The sequence below is a fragment of the Amycolatopsis magusensis genome (genome assembly GCF_017875555.1).
Classification (GTDB): domain Bacteria; phylum Actinomycetota; class Actinomycetes; order Mycobacteriales; family Pseudonocardiaceae; genus Amycolatopsis; species Amycolatopsis magusensis.
Genome location: NZ_JAGGMS010000001.1, coordinates 3,433,722 through 3,450,505, shown reverse-complemented (window position 1 = coordinate 3,450,505; position 16,784 = coordinate 3,433,722). Strand labels below are relative to the sequence as shown.

Annotated in this window: 14 protein-coding genes; 6 read left to right on the top strand and 8 right to left on the bottom strand. The window is 71.6% G+C overall.

Annotated elements, in window-relative coordinates:
* Nucleotides 1-40 precede the first annotated feature (40 nt).
* Both JOM49_RS15085 and JOM49_RS15080 read left to right on the top strand, forming a co-directional pair.
* The gene (locus tag JOM49_RS15085; RefSeq protein ID WP_209664903.1) at nt 41-577 is read left to right on the top strand and encodes a CGNR zinc finger domain-containing protein; all 537 of its coding nucleotides are present in this window, start codon (nt 41-43) and stop codon (nt 575-577) included.
* An 83-nt stretch (nt 578-660) separates the two neighbouring features.
* Nucleotides 661-1,935, top strand: a complete 1,275-nt coding sequence (locus tag JOM49_RS15080) for an MFS transporter (RefSeq protein WP_209664902.1) — start codon at nt 661-663, stop codon at nt 1,933-1,935.
* Here the strand turns inward: JOM49_RS15080 and JOM49_RS15075 are convergent, their stop codons facing one another.
* Together JOM49_RS15075 and JOM49_RS15070 are read right to left on the bottom strand one after the other, a co-directional pair.
* Nucleotides 1,936-3,810 carry an FtsX-like permease family protein gene (locus JOM49_RS15075; protein ID WP_308158745.1) on the bottom strand — a complete coding sequence of 625 codons (1,875 nt, stop codon included), beginning with the start codon at nt 3,808-3,810 and terminating at the stop codon, nt 1,936-1,938.
* A 14-nt stretch (nt 3,811-3,824) separates the two neighbouring features.
* Complete coding sequence (locus tag JOM49_RS15070; protein ID WP_372444218.1) at nt 3,825-4,556, bottom strand: ABC transporter ATP-binding protein; 732 nt, start codon at nt 4,554-4,556, stop codon at nt 3,825-3,827.
* A 293-nt stretch (nt 4,557-4,849) separates the two neighbouring features.
* On the opposite strand from JOM49_RS15070, the gene JOM49_RS15065 reads away from it, so the two are divergent.
* The 3 genes from JOM49_RS15065 to JOM49_RS15055 all read left to right on the top strand — a co-directional run bounded on the left by JOM49_RS15065 (nt 4,850) and on the right by JOM49_RS15055 (nt 7,094).
* Nucleotides 4,850-6,130: a sensor histidine kinase gene (locus tag JOM49_RS15065; RefSeq protein ID WP_209664900.1), complete on the top strand. Its 1,281-nt coding sequence runs from the start codon at nt 4,850-4,852 to the stop codon at nt 6,128-6,130.
* Entirely contained in the window at nt 6,115-6,762 is a 648-nt protein-coding gene (locus JOM49_RS15060; protein WP_209664899.1) for a response regulator transcription factor, read from the top strand. Before JOM49_RS15065 ends, JOM49_RS15060 begins: the two co-directional genes overlap by 16 nt.
* A gap of 113 nt (nt 6,763-6,875) precedes the next feature.
* Nucleotides 6,876-7,094, top strand: a complete 219-nt coding sequence (locus JOM49_RS15055; protein ID WP_209664898.1) for a hypothetical protein — start codon at nt 6,876-6,878, stop codon at nt 7,092-7,094.
* Between the two features lies 1 nt (nt 7,095).
* On the opposite strand, the gene proB is transcribed toward JOM49_RS15055, so the two are convergent.
* From proB to JOM49_RS15030, 5 genes are all read right to left on the bottom strand, one after another.
* Nucleotides 7,096-8,205 (bottom strand): glutamate 5-kinase, encoded by a 1,110-nt coding sequence (proB, locus tag JOM49_RS15050; protein ID WP_209664897.1) that lies wholly within the window; start codon nt 8,203-8,205, stop codon nt 7,096-7,098.
* Nucleotides 8,198-9,643: a GTPase ObgE gene (gene obgE / locus JOM49_RS15045; protein ID WP_209664896.1), complete on the bottom strand. Its 1,446-nt coding sequence runs from the start codon at nt 9,641-9,643 to the stop codon at nt 8,198-8,200. Before obgE ends, proB begins: the two co-directional genes overlap by 8 nt.
* Before the next feature lie 101 nt (nt 9,644-9,744).
* On the bottom strand, nt 9,745-10,002 hold the full coding sequence (gene rpmA / locus JOM49_RS15040) for a 50S ribosomal protein L27 (protein WP_209664895.1): 258 nt from the start codon (nt 10,000-10,002) through the stop codon (nt 9,745-9,747).
* A 15-nt stretch (nt 10,003-10,017) separates the two neighbouring features.
* Nucleotides 10,018-10,332, bottom strand: a complete 315-nt coding sequence (gene rplU, locus JOM49_RS15035; RefSeq protein ID WP_209664894.1) for a 50S ribosomal protein L21 — start codon at nt 10,330-10,332, stop codon at nt 10,018-10,020.
* Between the two features lie 168 nt (nt 10,333-10,500).
* Complete coding sequence (locus tag JOM49_RS15030; protein ID WP_209664893.1) at nt 10,501-13,644, bottom strand: translation initiation factor IF-2 N-terminal domain-containing protein; 3,144 nt, start codon at nt 13,642-13,644, stop codon at nt 10,501-10,503.
* A gap of 563 nt (nt 13,645-14,207) precedes the next feature.
* Here JOM49_RS15030 and JOM49_RS15025 point away from each other — a divergent pair.
* A complete protein-coding gene (locus JOM49_RS15025; protein WP_209664892.1) occupies nt 14,208-15,581 on the top strand; it encodes a S8 family serine peptidase in 1,374 nt (457 codons plus the stop codon).
* A 379-nt stretch (nt 15,582-15,960) separates the two neighbouring features.
* Here the strand turns inward: JOM49_RS15025 and JOM49_RS15020 are convergent, their stop codons facing one another.
* Nucleotides 15,961-16,782, bottom strand: a complete 822-nt coding sequence (locus JOM49_RS15020; protein WP_308159061.1) for an ABC transporter permease — start codon at nt 16,780-16,782, stop codon at nt 15,961-15,963.
* Between the last annotated feature and the right edge of the window lie 2 nt (nt 16,783-16,784).

Here is a 16,784-nt window from a genome sequence, read left to right as displayed (position 1 = left end):
GCCGACCTAATGGGTCAACCCCGTGATGTAGCATTAGCCCATGTTTCCGCTGCTGGGCGAACCGCTGGCGCTGGACCTGGTCAACACCCGGGACTCGACCGGCGAGCTGCTGCCGACCACCGGCGCGCTCGCGGCGTGGCTCGACGCCCAGGCCGGACGGCTCACCGCCGCCCCCGCCTCCGAAGCCGCACTCGAGGCGGTCATCGGCATCCGCGCGCACATCGCCACGGCCGTCGAAGAAGCGCGGCACGGCAGGCGACCGCCGGTGTCCGCGTTGCGCGCGCTGACCGAAGCGCAGCGAGCGGCACCCGCCTACCGGGAGTTGACCTGGGACGGTTCGACGGTCGTGGCCAGCCCGCGCCGGGACGGCGACCGCGTCGCGCGGCTCGTCGCCGAACTCGCCGAAGCGGCCGCCGACCTGCTCGGCAGCGACTCGGTCACCCGCGTCACGAACTGCGAGGCCGAGGACTGCCTGCTGCTGTTCCTGCCCGCGCACCCCCGCCGCCGCTGGTGCTCACCGGCGGTCTGCGGCAACCGGGCCCGGGTCGCGCGGTACTACCAGAAGCACAAGAACTGACTCCACGCCGGAACGGGGATCTTCCAACTCACCCATCCGTGTGGCAAGGTCCTGCCTCAACCGGACCGAGCGCGGAGGTCAACATGGTCGAGTCGAACCCCCAGGTGCAGCACCGCCTCCCGGTCCGGAAACTGTTCGCGGCGAGCGTGGGCAACGCGCTCGAGTGGTTCGACTGGACCATCTACGCGACCTTCAGCATCTACTTCGCCGCGGCCTTCTTCCCCGGCGAACTGTCCCAGGTGAACACCTTCGCCACCTACGCGCTGGCGTTCTTCTTCCGCCCGCTGGGCGGCTACCTGCTCGGCCGGTTCGCCGACCTCAAGGGCCGCAAGCCGGCGATGATCCTGACCATCGTGCTGATGGCCGGCGGCTCGGTGATGATCGGAGTGCTGCCCACCTACGAGCAGGTCGGCTGGCTGGCGCCGATCCTGCTGCTGCTGGCCAGGGTGGCGCAGGGCCTCTCGCTCGGCGGCGAGGTGTCCAACGCCTCGGCCTACCTCGGCGAGATCGCCCCGGCCCCGCGCCGCGGCCGGTACTCCTCCTTCTTCTACATCTCCACCGGCACCGCCGTGCTGATCGCCTCGGTGCTCGGCTACGTGCTCGCCGAGACGCTGACCAAGGACGACCTCAACTCATGGGGCTGGCGCATCCCGTTCCTGCTCGGCGGGGTGATGGGGCTGATCGGGCTGTGGCTGCGGCGCAGCCTGGTGGAGACCGAGCAGTTCGAGGAGAACAAGTCGACCGCGCGCCGGGTGGAGCGCCCGCTGCTGACCACCCTGCGCGAGCACCCGAAGTCGGTCGGCAGGCTGATCGGCTTCACCATGCTGTCCACGCTCTGCTACTACACCTTCTTCAGCGCGCTGACCCCGTTCGCGGTGAAGACCCGCAAGGCCGACGACACCGAGGTGTTCCTGGCGCTGTCGATCGCCACCGCGTTGTTCGTCGCGCTGCAGTACCCGATGGGCGCGCTGGCCGACCGCTACGGCCGCAAACCGCAGTTGCTGGTGTGGTCGGCGGCCATCGCGGTGCTGATCATCCCGCTGTCCACTTTGGTCCGGCCGGGCTTCGGGAACCTGCTGGTGGTGTTCTGCGTCGGTCTCGGCCTGTACACCGCGATGACCTCGATCGCACCGGCGATCATGTCCGAGCTGTTCCCGACCGAGCTGCGCGCGCTGGGCATCGGCGCCTGGTACAACCTGACCGTCGCGGTCTTCGGCGGCACCGCGCCGCTGCTGATCAGCTGGCTCGCCACCATCGGGCAGCCGAACCTGTTCTTCATCTACGTGGCCGCCGGCGCCGCTGTCGCCTTCCTGGTGATCCTGACACTGCCCGAGACGAAGGGCAGCGAACTGCGCTGATCACTCGCGCGCGGCCACCAGCGAAACCGGTGACGGGCGCGTCGCCAGCAGCGTGGTCCACACGCTGGTCACGCCGACCGCGGTGAACGCACCGGCGGCGAGGAAGCCGAGCAGCCGCCAGGGCACCGCGACCACCGGCATGCCGACCAGCACCCCGGCCAGGGTCAGGCAGCCGAGGCCCAGCCCGATCACGGTCACCGCCCACGCCTCGATCAGCGCCATCCACACCACCTGCCGCCGGGTCAGCCCGGTCACCCGCGCGGCGGCGAACTCCACCCCGCGCTCGGCCCCCGCCATCACCACGGCGTTGACCACGGCGACCGCCGCGTAGAGCCCGGAGAGCCCCATCAGCGCGGCCAGGAACGCGGCGTTGTCCTGCTGCTGCTTTTCCACGTCCGCGGCGATCCAGTCGTCCAAAGTGGACACATCGCCGATGTTCACCGCGGCCGGATCGGCGCCGGGCGCCAGCCGGACCAGCGAGACCGCGGGCGCCTCGGCCACGACCTCGGCGGGCACGGCTTCCCTGGGCAGCAGGAAACTGGCGCCCTCCGCGACGGTCTCCGGCATCACCGCCACCACCCGCAACTGCTTCTCGCCGTCGGGGAAGGTGGCGCGCACCGCATCGCCGACCCGGATGCCTTCACCCACCAGCGCGGGCCCGACCGCGATGGTGTCCCCGCGCAGTTCGGCCAGGTCACCCGCACGCGGCCGGATCAGGTGCGCCTCGCGGTAGGCGGCCGGATCGACCACCGTCAGCCCGTCGTAGTAGTTCTCCGTGCGAGACCAGCCTTGCTCGCGCAGGTCGGCCTGGATGTGGATGGGCACCGGAACCTCCACCGAAACCCCGGCCACGCCGGGGAGCGTGGCGATCCGGTCGGCCTCGGCGCCGGTCGACTCGACCACCAGATCACCCACCGTGGTGCGCTGCTGCTCCTGCTCGCTCAGCTCGGTCAGCGAGGCCATCGTGCCCGCCAGCCCGAGCACCAGCCCGGTCAGCACGATCAGCGGAGCGGCGGTCGACGCGCTGCGGCGCACGCCGTCGCGCAGGTTCGCCTCGGCCACCTGACCGAGCACGGTGGACCGCAGCAGCAGCCCGAGCACCCGCCCGGCCAGCGGCACCACCAGCGGGCTCAGCACGCTCAACCCGGCCGCGCCGACGATGGCCACCATCATCGACATCGCCAGCGCCCCGGCCAGTTCCACGCGTTGCGCGAGCACCACCAGCCCGGCGCAGAAGGCGACCATGGACACCCCGGTCAGCCAGCGGCCGACGGTCATCACCCGGTGCACGGAACCGCTGTCCCGCAACGCTTCCAGCGGCTGGACCGCCGCCGCCCGGCGAGCCGCGCTGAGCACGCCGAGCAGTGACACCCCGATGCCGACGAAACCGGACACCCACAGCACGCGGGGCTCCCACGTCGCCGAGAAGTCGTCCGGCACCAGGCCGAGCGCGTTCAGCAGCCATGACTGCGGCCAGGTCGCCACCACGCCGAGCGGTACCCCGAGCGCGGTGCCGGTCACCCCCAGCAGCAGCGCTTCGGCGAGCAGCAGCCGGTACAACTGCCCGCGCCCGCCGCCGACCAGCCTCAGCAGCGCGAGTTCCCGCCGCCGCTGCGCCACGGTGAACGCGAACGTGGAGCCGACGATGAAGAAACCGAGGAAGCCGGACAGCAGCACGGTCATGCCCATCAGCGTGGCCGCGCCGTCGAACCCGGACCGGACGCGGTCCGCGGTGGCCGGATCGAGCCCGTCCGGGATCCGCGCCCGTGCCGTCGACCCCATCAGCAGCAGCGACGACTGCACCAGCGCCACCCCGAGCGCCACGGTCAGCAGCGCTCCCCCGAACAGCCTGCGCTTGTCCCCGAACGTGCTCACCGAAAGCCGTAGCATCACGACTCCAGGCTCGCGAGCCGGTCGGCCACCTGCCGGGCGGTGGGCCGGTCCAGGCGGTCGACGAGCCGCCCGTCGGACAGGAACACCACCGCGTCCGCGGCGGCCGCCGCCATCGGGTCGTGGGTCACCATCACCACGGTCTGCCGCGCGTGGTCGACCATCTCGCGGAGCAGCCGCAGCACCCCGCGCGCCGACTTCGAATCCAGCGCGCCGGTGGGTTCGTCGGCGAACAACACGGCGGGCCGGGTCACCATCGCGCGGGCGATCGCCACCCGCTGCTGCTGGCCGCCGGACAGCTCACGCGGCCGGTGCCGGATCCGGTCCCCCAGCCCGACCGACGCCAGTACCGCGTGCACCTCGTCCTTCGCCACGCGCGCCCCGGCCAGCCGCAACGGCAGCGCGACGTTCTGCTCGGCGGTCAGCGCGCCCAGCAGGTTGAAGCTCTGGAAGACGAACCCGATGGCGCTGCGGCGCAACGCGGTGAGCGCGCTGTCGGGCGCGAGGGTGATGTCGTTGCCGAGCAGCACCACGCGCCCGCCGCTGACCCGGTCCAGCCCGGCCGCGCAGTGCAGCAGGGTGGACTTGCCCGAGCCGGACGGCCCCATCACCGCGGTCCAGGTGCCCGGCGGGAAGCCGATGCTGACCCGGTCGAGCGCCCGCACCCTGGCCTGCCGCTCGCCGTACTCCCTGGTCACCTCCCAGAGCTCGATGGCTGGCACCACGCGTATCCCGGCTTCCGCACTCACCCGCCCAGCAAACCGGGCGGACCGGGGTACGGGCACTACCGCCAGCGCCCGGATCGGAGGTATAGCCAGGTATACCCACCAGGCGCTCCTCCGGTGGACCTGGTCGGCCTCGTACTGGCCCCGCCCGCGCCCCGGCAATGCTATGAGTGGGGCATTACTTGCATTCAACGCTGGTAATGCCCCACTCCTGGCGTTCGGCCGAGGGGACGGGCGAGGCTGCCTGGGCGCGGAGAGCGCGACCTTGACTCACCGGAGGAGCGACTAGGGTCGGATTCGTGACGACCGCGCTCGACGCACTGGGCACGCGGGGGTTCCTGCTCGGCCGCTGGCCGTGGCGCGCGGCGGTCTACCTGCTCAGCTCGCTGGCCACGGCCTCGGCCGCCGCGGGCGCGCTCTGCCTGCTCTGCCTGCCGTGGCTGGTGCTGGTCGCCGAGTCCTTTTCGGACCGCACGGGACCGGCCGCGGTGCTGCTCGCCCTCGGCGCGCTGACCTTCGGCCTGGGCGGGCCGCTGGTGGCGCTGCCGCTGGCCGGGCTGGAACGCCGGCGCCTGCGGCTGGTGGATCCGCGTCCGGTCACCTCGGGCCACCGGCGGCCGTCCGCGCCGGGCCTCGATTCCTGGGTGCGCACCCGGTACACCGAGGCCGCCACCTGGCGCGAACTGGGATACGTGGTGCTCCTGGGCACCGTGGTGCTCGCCGCCTGCGGGTCGGTGGTCGTGTTCGCCGTGCTGGCCGGGGCATTGCTGACGAGCCCGCTGCTGATCGGCGGTGGCGCGGTGTCGGTCGGCTTCCTGACCGTCAGCACGCTCGGCGAGTCCGTCTGGGGCGCGCTCGCCGGACTTGGGATGGTCGCCGCGCTCGCCTACCTCGGCACCCTGGTCGCCGGGTTGCACGGCATGCTGGCCAGGACCTTGCTGCAGGGCGACCAGCTGGTCGAAGTGGCGCGGTCGCGCGCCCGGCTGGTCGACGCCTTCGAAGCCGAACGGCGCCGCATCGAGCGCGACCTGCACGACGGCGCCCAGCAGCGGCTGGTCAGCCTGACCCTGCGGCTCGGCCTCGCCCGCCTCGACCTGCCGCCGGATTCGCCTGCCGCGCAGCAACTCGCCGACGCGCACGACCAAGCCAAGTTGCTGATGGCCGAGTTGCGCGAGTTCATCCACGGCATCCGCCCGCAGGTGCTCACCGAGCGCGGTCTTCCGGCCGCGCTGGGTGAGCTGGCCGACCGCTCGGCCGTGCCGGTGACCGTCCACAGTGCACTGCGAGGGCGGCTGCCCGGCTCGGTCGAGGGCACCGCCTACTTCGTCGCCTCGGAAGCGCTGGCCAACGCCGCCAAGCACAGCGCGGCCACGGCGGTCGAGATCGACGTGCGGCTTGAACGCGGTTCACTGCTGCTGGAGGTCCGGGACGACGGGCACGGCGGCGCCGATCCACTGCGTGGCACGGGTTTGACCGGCTTGGCCGACCGGGTCGCGGTGCTCGACGGCAGAATGGTCCTGTCCAGTCCGGCTGGTGGTCCGACCATCGTGCGTGTGGAGTTGCCTTGTCCGTCCGAGTAGTGCTGGCCGAAGACGGCGTGCTCCTGCGCGAGGGCTTGGCCGGACTGCTCACCCGCTTCGGTTTCGAGGTGGTGGCGGCCGTCGGGGACGCCGATGAACTGGCTCGCGCGGTCGCCGAACACCGCCCCGACCTGGTGGTGACCGACATCCGGATGCCGCCGGACTTCACCGACGAAGGCCTGCGTGCCGCGGTGGAACTGCGCCGGGCGTACCCGGGGCTGGCGGTGCTCGCGTTGAGCCAGTACGTCGAGCGCAGCGGGGCCGCCGAACTGCTGGACTCCGGGGACGGGCGCGGCGTGGGCTACCTGCTCAAGGACCGCGTGGTCGACGTCGAGGAGTTCGCCACCGCGCTGCGGCAGGTGGTGGCCGGGGGCACGGTGGTGGACCCGCAGGTGGTGCGCCAGTTGCTCAGCCGCCACCGCGATCCGCTGAACCGCTTGTCCACCAGGGAGACCGAGGTGCTGGCGCTGGTCGCCGAGGGGCACTCCAACACCGAGATCGCGCGGCGGCTGGTCGTCTCCGAGGCGGCGATCGCCAAGCACGTGGGCAACATCCTGACCAAACTGGACCTGCCGCCCGCCGCGGACACCAACCGGCGGGTGCTCGCCGTGCTCGCCTATCTACGGAGATAATCGCGACACTGTTTCGATGACACCGTTTCGATTATGGACAAATCAGCGGACATAGGGGAACGTCCAGGCTCACCGTACGTCTGAGCAGTTACCACCCCTGGCGAGAGGCAGCTGTGAACCACCCGAGCGACCCACCCACCGAGCGTGAGCTGAAAGCCGCGGCCGGGCTGCTCGAAGACGAGCTCGACCGGCTCGTCGACGAGTACAGCCGGATCTCGGCACAGGACCCGGCCGTCGGCGTGCAGCCGAGCCTGGCCAACTACCTGGTGCGGAGCACCGAACCGCCGATCCTGGCCGCGTTGCTGGCCGCCGCGATCGCCCGCCTGGCCTGAGTCAGCGGCCGAACGGCACCAGATCGTCGGCGTGCACGACCTCGCGCCGCTGTTCGGCGGGCAGGTCGTGGCTCGAGCGGCCGATCAGCTCCGGCAGTTCCACCGCGTCGAAGGCGACCACCCCGCGCGCGACCACGCGCTGCGCCGGGTCGACCAGGTCCACCACGTCACCGGCGTCGAAGTCACCGTCGACGCCGGTGATCCCGGCGGCGAGCAGGGATCGGCGCCGGCTCACCACGGCGGCCACCGCGCCGTCGTCGAGGTGCAAGCGGCCACGGGCGTCCGTCGCGTAACCGAGCCAGAACCGCCGCGCCGACAGGCGGCTGTCCGCGGCCGCGAACGCGGTGCCCACTTCGGCTTCACCGAGCGCGTCGGCCGCCTGCGTCGCACCGGCGAGCAGCACCGGGATGCCCGCCGCGGCGGCGGTCCGGGCGGCAGCCAGCTTGGACACCATGCCGCCGGTGCCCAGCCCCGAACTCGACATGCCGACGGTGATGCCGTCGACGTCGGCCTCGCCGGTCACCTCGTCGATCCGGCGGGTCGCCCCGGATCGCGGGTCCCCGTCGTACAGGCCGTCCACATCGGACAGCAGGACCAGGGCGTCGGCGGCGACCAGGTGCGCCACCAGTGCGGCGAGCCGGTCGTTGTCGCCGAACTTGATCTCCTCGGTGGCCACCGTGTCGTTCTCGTTGACCACCGGGACCGCGCCGAGCGCGAGCAACCGCGAGAAGGTGCGCTGCGCGTTGCGGTAGTGCGCGCGGCGGACCACGTCGTCCGAGGTGAGCAGCACCTGGCCCACGGTCAGCGAGTACCGGCCGAACGATTCGCCGTACGCGTGCGCGAGCGCGAGCTGGCCCACGCTCGCCGCGGCCTGCTGCGAAGCGAGGTCACGGGGGCGCTTGGCCAGCGACAACGGCGCCAGGCCCGCTCCGATCGCGCCGGACGAGACCAGCACGATCTGACTGCCCGCGCTGATGCGCGCGGCGATCGCGTCCACCAGCGCGTCGAGCCTGCGCACGTCGAGGCCGTCACCCGCGGTGGTCAGCGCCGAGGAACCGACCTTGACCACCAGCCGCCGGGCGCCCGAAACCGCCCGCCGCGTCTCACTCACCTTCGGACTCCTCGTCCGGGCCGTCACGCCGGATGCGCCGGGCTTCCTTGCGCTCGGACGCGCTGATCCGGTCCGTGCCTTCGAGCCGCACGTCGGTACCGCGGCCGGAAAGGTGCACCGCCGCGCCCGGGGTGGAGGGCTGCCATTCGAAGGAGATGTCGCCGATGGTGACCTGGCTGCCGGGCACCGCGCCCTTGCGGGCCAGCGCGTCCTCGACGCCGAGCCGGTTCAACCGGTCGGCGAGGTACCCGACGGCTTCGTCGTTGCCGAAGTCGGTCTGCCGGATCCAGCGCTCCGGCCGGGTGCCGCGCACGACGAAGGCGCCCTCTTCCTCGGGATCGGGCTCGACGGTGAACCCGCTGTCGTCCACCGCCAGCGGCTTGAGCACGACCTTCTCCGCCTCCGGCGGCGGCTGCTCGGCCCGGTAGCGCTCGACCACCGCGCCGAGCGCGTAGGTCAGCTCGCGCAGGCCCTTGCGCGACGCCGTGGAGACCTCGAAGACCTCCAGGCCGCGCTTCTCGAACTCCGGGCGCACCATTTCGGCGAGCTCGGCCGCGTCGGGCACGTCCACCTTGTTCAGCACCACCACGCGCGGCCGGTCGGCCAGGTCGCCGCCCAGGCTCGGGGTGTAGCGGGCCAGCTCCGCCTCCAGCGCGTCCACATCGGACACCGGATCACGGCCGGGCTCGAAGGTGGCGCAGTCGACCACGTGCACCAGCACCGCGCAGCGCTCGATGTGCCGCAGGAAGTCCAGGCCGAGGCCCTTGCCCTGGCTGGCGCCGGGGATCAGCCCCGGCACGTCGGCCATGGTGAACACGGTGTCGCCCGCGGTGATCACGCCGAGGTTCGGCACCAGCGTGGTGAACGGGTAGTCGGCGATCTTCGGCTTGGCTGCCGAAAGCACCGAGATCAGCGAGGACTTGCCTGCCGAGGGGAAGCCGAGCAGGCCGACGTCGGCGACCGAACGCAGCTCCAGCACCAGATCACGGGCCTCGCCCGGCTCACCGAGCAACGCGAAACCGGGTGCCTTGCGGGCCTTGGACGCCAGCGAGGCGTTGCCGAGCCCGCCCCGGCCGCCCTGGGCCGCGACGAAGGTGGTGCCGGGACCGATCAGGTCGGCGAGCACCTCACCGCGTTCGGTCATCACCACCGTGCCGTCCGGCACGCGCAGTTCCAGTGTCTCGCCCGCGGCCCCGGACCGGTTGCTGCCCTGGCCGATCTTGCCGTTGCCCGCCCGCGCGTGCGGGCGGAAGTGGAAGTCGAGCAGGGTGTGCACGTTGGGGTCGACGATCAGCAGCACATCACCGCCGTTGCCGCCGTTGCCGCCGTCGGGACCGCCGAGCGGCTTGAACTTCTCACGGTGCACCGAGGCGCAGCCGTTCCCACCGTTGCCGGCGGCCAGATGGATCACCGCACGGTCGACGAACCGGGACGCCATTGCCTGCCCTCTCCAGAAACTGCTGTCTACATGCGAACGGGCGGTGCGGTCTGCGTGCTACGCAGACCACACCGCCCGGTGGTGTTCGCTCGGTCGGAGGCTCAGGCCTCGACCGGCACGATGTTGACCGTCTTGCGGCCGCGCTTGGAACCGAACTCGACCGAGCCGTGCTCCAGCGCGAACAGGGTGTCGTCACCGCCGCGACCGACGTTCACGCCCGGGTGGAACTTGGTGCCGCGCTGGCGGATGAGGATCTCGCCCGCCTTGACGACCTGGCCACCGAACCGCTTGACGCCGAGGTACTGCGGGTTCGAGTCACGACCGTTGCGGGAGCTGGACGCGCCCTTCTTGTGTGCCATGGCTGCCTGAACCCCTTACTTGGTGATGCCGGTGACTTCGAGGCGGGTCAGCTTCTGCCGGTGACCCTGCCGCTTGTGGTAGCCGGTCTTGTTCTTGAACTTGTGGATGCGGATCTTGGGACCCTTGGTCTGCTCGACGACCTTGCCGGTGACCGAGACCTTCGCGAGCGCGTCGGCGTCCGTGGTGACATCTCCGCCATCCACGTACAGCACGGCGGGGAAGGTGAGTTCGGTGCCCGGCTCGCCCTCGAGCTTCTCGACCTCGACGACGTCGCCGACGGCCACCTTGTACTGCTTGCCGCCGGTCTTGACGATCGCGTACGCCGACACGGGTGTCTCCTGCTAACTCGACAATAGGGTGGGGGCTTGTACGCGCCGCCCGCGAGCTACCGCGTGCTGGTGGGCGCACAATGCTGGCCTGCCACTACGGGCGGGCCGTCTTACAGGTTACGTGCCACCCCGGATCACGGGACAACCGGGGTGGCCTAACCCTGTCTTCTAGCTGTTCTCGTTGGCCGTGACCGGCGGGCCCGCCGGCCGGGAGGCCACCCGGCGAGCACGCCGCCGGGTCGTCTTCGCCGCCGGAGCGGGCACGGACACCTCAGGCACCTCTTCGACGGCCTGCTCGGCCTGAGGAGCCTGGGGCGCCTCGGCTTCGGCCCGCACGGTCGCGGGGGACTCGGCGGGCACTTCCTGTGCCTCCTCGTCCTTCACGGCCTCGGCGGGCTGCTCAGCTGCCTGCTCCTGCGCTTCGGGCTGCTCGGCCTTGGGCTGCTCGGCCGGCGCAAGCTCCCGCGCCGCCTCGGGCTGCCCGGCCGTCCCGGCCTTCACCGGCTCGTCGGCCTTCTCGGCCTGCGCTTCCCCGCCCGGCTCGGACAGTTCAGCCTCCTGCGCCGCCGCGGCCTGAGCCCGGCGTTCCGCCCGCGAAATCCGCTCACGCTTGCGCGTCCCCGGCTGTCCGGCCGTGCCCGCCTTGATCGGCTCGTCGGCCTTCTCGGCCAGTGCGCCTTCCTCGGCGGGCTGTTCCGGAGCGTGCCCGTTCAACGCGGGCGCGGCTTCGGTGACTTCGGTGACGTCTCCGCCTTCGCCTTCGCCACCGTCGGACTCGCCGGCCTTCGGCTTCGAAGCGTTCGCCACCGCCTGCACGGCCGTGACCACCGACTCGCGCTGCGGCGCGGGGACCTCGGCCTTCGGGGCCTCGACCGGCTGCTCGTCGGCCTTGTTGCGGCCGCGCGAGCGCCGGGAAGACCCGTGCTGGTGCCCGCCGCCGCCGTTGTTGCCGCCGGAGCCGTTCTTCTGCTGGTCGGTGGAAACGACCACGCCACGGCCCTTGCAGTGCTCGCAGGTGGTGGAGAAGGCCTCCAGCAGGCCGGTGCCGACCTTCTTGCGGGTCATCTGCACCAGGCCCAGCGAGGTCACCTCGGCGACCTGGTGGCGGGTGCGGTCGCGGCCCAGGCACTCGGTCAGCCGCCGCAGCACCAGCTCGCGGTTGGACTCCAGCACCATGTCGATGAAGTCGATGACGATGATGCCGCCGATGTCACGCAGCCGCAGCTGGCGCACGATCTCCTCGGCCGACTCCAGGTTGTTCCTGGTCACCGTCTCCTCGAGGTTGCCGCCGGAGCCGGTGAACTTGCCGGTGTTGACGTCGATGACGGTCATCGCCTCGGTGCGGTCGATCACCAGGTAACCGCCGGAGGGCAGCCACACCTTGCGGTCGAGCGCCTTGGTGATCTGCTCGTCGATCCGGTACTCGGCGAAGACGTCCCCGTTGCCGGTGTACCGCTTGAGGCGGCCGGCCAGGTCGGGCGCGACGTGGCCGACGTAGCCCTGGATGGTCTCCCACGCCGTCGAACCCTGGACCTCGAGCTTCGCGAAGTCCTCGGTGAACAGGTCGCGGACCACCTTGACCAGCAGGTCCGGCTCTTCGTAGAGCAGGGTCGGCGCGCCGGACTTCTTGCCCTTGCTCGCGTCCGCCTTCTCCTTGATGACGTCCCACTGCACCTTCAGGCGGCGCACGTCGCGGTCCAGCTCCTCCTCGACGATGCCCTCCGAGGCGGTGCGGATGATCACACCCGCGTCCTCGGGCACGATCCGCTTGAGGATGTCCTTGAGGCGGCGGCGCTCGTTCTCCGGCAGCTTGCGCGAAATCCCGGTGGCACCGCCCGCGGGCACGTAGACCAGGAAGCGGCCCGGCAGCGAGATCTGCGTGGTCAGCCGGGCGCCCTTGTGCCCGACCGGGTCCTTGGTGACCTGCACCAGCACGCTGTCACCGGTGGACAGCGCCTGCTCGATCTTGCGCGCCTTGCCCTCCAGGCCGGCGGCGTCCCAGTCGACCTCACCGGCGTAGAGCACGGCGTTGCGGCCGCGGCCGATGTCGATGAACGCGGCCTCCATCGAGGGCAGCACGTTCTGCACGCGCCCGAGGTAGACGTTGCCGACGATCGAGCCGCTGCCCGACGAGGTGACGAAGTGCTCGACCAGCACGCCGTCCTCGAGCACGCCGATCTGCGTCTCTTCGCCCTTTTCGGCGACGACCATGGTGCGCTCGACGGCTTCGCGGCGGGCGAGGAACTCGGCCTCGGACAGGATCGGCGCGCGGCGGCGGCCGGCCTCGCGGCCGTCACGGCGGCGCTGGCGCTTGGCCTCCAGCCGGGTGGAGCCGCGCACGCTGCGCACCTCGTCCCTGGCCGGCTTCTCGCCACCGGAGTCGCCGCCGCCCTTGTCCGCCTTGCTCTGGCGGACGTGGACCACGGTGTTGGGCGGGTCGTCGGCGCTGGCGGCGTTCTCGCCGTCCTCCTCGCCGCTGGCCTTGCGGCGGCGACGGCGACGGCGCCGCGAACGGCTGCTCTCTTCGCCCTCGGCGTCGTCGGCGGCCTCGTCGGCTTCCTCGGGCCTGTCCGCCTTGTCGGCCTTCTCTGCCTTGTCGGCGGGGGCTTCCTCGGCCTTGGCCTTCTTGCCGTTGCCGGTGTCCTTGGGCTCCGGCTTGGCTTCGGGCTCGTCGAAGTCGCTGTCGTCCCTGGCGTCGTCGCCGCCCTTGCCACGACCGCGGCCGCGACGGCCCCGACGACGGCGGCGCCGACCGGCGGCCTCGTCGTCGTCATCGCCGTGGGGACCCTGGTCCCCGGCGGTGTCCTCTTCGGCCTCATCCTGCTCCGGCTCGGGCTCCGGCGCGCGCTTGGCCGGGGCCGCGGCGGGCTCCGGCGGCAGGAACACCGGCGACGGCGCCGCGAACAGCGGCACGTGCACGGCCGGGCGAGCCGGTTCGGGCTCCGGGTCCGGCTCGGGCTCGGGTTCCGGCGCGGGAGCGGCCTCGACGGCGGTCACCGGGGCAGTGGGTGCCTCGGGGGCCTCGGTGACCGCGGCCACCTGCTCCGGCGCGACCTCGTCGGCGGTGACCCCGAGGGCCTCCGCGACCTGGACCGCGACCTCCTTGGGCACGCTGGACTGCGCACTGCGCGCGCTGACGCCCAGCTCCACGAGCTGCTTGAGCACCTCACGGCTGCTCGACCCGAGCAGCTTCGCCAATGCGTGCACCCGGATGCGGGCGGGCAGGTCGGCCAGCGGGCCGTTCTCCGATGCGGTCGCAGGTGTGGCGGGATTCCCGCCGGTGTTCTCGGCGGGTGTGTCCGCGTTCGACATATATCTCCTCCGCCCCCGGGCGCGTCTGCCAGCCTCGAACGGCTGGAAGGACGCGGCCGCGCAGGGGCCCCTTCCTGTGCTGTTCCGCCGTGGTGGGCACCGACGGCGGGAATCCTTGCTGCCTGGAACGGCGCCGGAACCCGCCCGGCTGCCCGTCCTCGGCAGTCTGCTCGGCGACGCGCCGGCTGGGCACGGGGCGGTCACGCCCCCTGTTTCAGATCGTCTAGCCGCCGGTGGAGGCGGCGACGACAGGCTCGTTCAGCAGGTCACCGGGCCACCGCGCCGGTGGACCCCGCGCGGCGCGCGACGACTCCCGGCCCAGGGGCCGCCCCGAGTATCCCACACACCGGGGCGGATACCGTGTACTCGGTACCGGCTCATCGGGTTACGGCTGGCCGAAGCACGGCCGGACCCGCGACACGCGCGGTAGTGTGAAAACCGCCACTACCACTTCCGGGCAATCAGCCGGGGGAACTTCGGCCCACCGCTTGTCCGGGGTCGCCGCCGGTGATTACCGTGCGGGATCCTGGGGTCGGGGGACCCACTGATCCTTTCTCGCCGAGATGGAGGTACCCGTGCGGCTGCGTGCGAGCACGGTCCTCGCGGGCGCGGTGCTGCTGACCGGCCAGGCACTGCTCCCGGTTCCCGCCGTGGGCGCGGAACCGGAGTGCGCACCCGGAGCCCGCAACCTGCGCTACGTCGTGCTGTTCGACCGCGGTACCCCGGCCGAGGAGGCCGCGGCCGAGGTCACGGGGGCGTGCGGGCGGAGCACGGCGTACTACCCGCAGGTCGCGATCGGCGTGGCCACCTCGGCCGACGCCGGGTTCGCCGAGCGGCTGGGGCCGGGACGGGCGTTCAGCGCGCAGGCCGTGCGGGGGTCGAAGTCGCGGTCCACCGAGGCGAAAGCCAAGGTGAGAACCACCGACCCGGACGCGGTGCCGCGCGCGGACCGCACCGCCGAGCAGTGGGACATGCGCGCGACCGGCGCCGACCGCGCGAACCGACTCTCGCCGGGCAGCCCGGACGTGGTCGTCGGCGTGCTGGACAGCGGGATCGACGCCGCGCACCCGGACCTGGCCGACGCGCTGGTCCCCGAGGAGTCGGTGAGCTGCCTGACCGGCGCCGCGAACACCGACGAGAAGGCCTGGCAGCCGACCACCTCCACGCACGGCACGCACGTCGCGGGCACCATCGCCGCCGCGGACGACGGCCGCGGCATCACCGGCGTGGCGCCGGGCGTACGGATCGCGTCCATCAAGGTCATCGACGACCGCGGGTACGTCGACCCGGAAGCCGCGGTGTGCGGCCTGCTCTGGGCGGCGGACCACGGGATGGCGGTGACGAACAGCAGTTTCTTCGTGAACCCGTGGTCGCTGTCGTGCACGGCCGGGGACCGGGTGCTGGAGGAAGCGCTGGCGCGCACGGTCGAATACGTGGACCGCCAAGGCACCCTGAACGTCGCCGCGGCCACGAACGAGGCGGTGAACCTGGTGCCTTCACCCCGCAAGCGGGGCGGCTGCTCGGCGCTGCCCGCGGGCCTGCGGGACGTGGTGGCGGTCTCGGCGGTGAGTTCGGCCGGGGTGAAGGCGGGGTACAGCTCGTACGGCCTCGGGGTGATCGACCTGACCGCGCCGGGCGGCGAGGCGGGCGAATGCGTCCTGTCGACCGTGCCGGGCGGGTATGCCCCCTTGTGCGGCACCTCGATGGCGGCCCCGCATGTTTCGGGTGTGGCCGCCCTGCTGGCCTCGAACCACCCGGGCTGGGGGCCGGCCCAACTGCGGCGGGCGCTGCAAACGCAGGCGACCCCGATGGACTGCCCCGCCGACTACGACCTCACCGGCGACGGCACCCAAGACGCCTACTGCTCCGGCTACGGCGCCTTCAACGGCTTCTACGGCCACGGCCTGGTAAACGCCCACACCGCCGCCACCCCCTAACCCCCGAGTCCCACGCCCATACGCCCGAACCCCACGTTCGTGCATCCGAACTCCACACTCAGACCCCCGAACCCCACGTTCAGGCTCGCGAGTGGCACGTTCAGGCACCTGAATCCCACACTCATGTTCGCGAACCCCACGTTCGTGCACCCGAAACCCATATTCGTGCGCCGAGTTCCACGTTGGCGCAGCTGAACTCCACGTTGGCGTGGGCGAGTTGTGCGTGCTGGGGGCCGCGCATGGGACGAGTGGGCGCGGGCTTGAACGTGACACTCGGCTGCACGAGTGCGGGATTCGCGGGCCGAGTGTGGGATTCAGGTGCCTGAACGTGAAGTTCGGCTGCACGAGTGTGGGGTTCGCGGGCCGTAACGTGGGCGGGTTAGCGGAGGAGCATTTTGTGTAGGCGGGTGGAGGCCAGCCAGAGGCCGGCGGCGGCCATGGTGAGCAGGTAGGCGAGGTGGCCGAGCATGGACCAGCTGACGAAGCCGGTGGCGAGGCCGCGCATGAGTTCGATGCCGTGGTACAGCGGTAGGCAGCTGACGACGTACTGCAGGGCTTCCGGGTAGACGCTCAGCGGGTAGAACGTCGTAGAGAACAGGAACATCGGCATCAGCACCAGCTGGATGTAGTCGAACTGGCTGGTGGACCGCAGGAACGTGGCACAACCCATGCCCACCGCGGCGAAGCCGAACGAGGTGAGGATCGCGGCGGGCAGCAGGAGTACGGCCCACGGCGAGGTGAGCAGGCCCATGGTGCCCATGACGGCCACGAAGGCGGTCGAGTACAGGGCACCGCGCAGGACGGCGAAGCCGATCTCACCGAGAGCGATGTCCAGCGGGCCGATGGGGGTGGCCAGCATGGCGTCGTACAGCTTCGCGTACCGGAAGCGGAAGAAGACGTTGTACGTCGAGTCGAAGACGGCACCGTTCATCGCCGAAGCCGCCAGCAGGCCCGGCGCCACGAAGGCGACGTAGCTCATCACCTGCCCGCCGGGTCCGACCACCTCCCCGACCAGCCTGCCGAACCCGATCTGGAACGCCAGCAGGTAGAACAACGGCTCCAGTGCCCCCGAGGCGAACACCAGCCACGCCCGCGAGTACACCAGGATCGACCGTTCGAGCAGGAACTTCGCCCGCCCCGCGTAGAGCGAAGGCGGCAGCACCCGCAGCAGCAGGCCCTTCGACGGGACCTCCGACACCACCA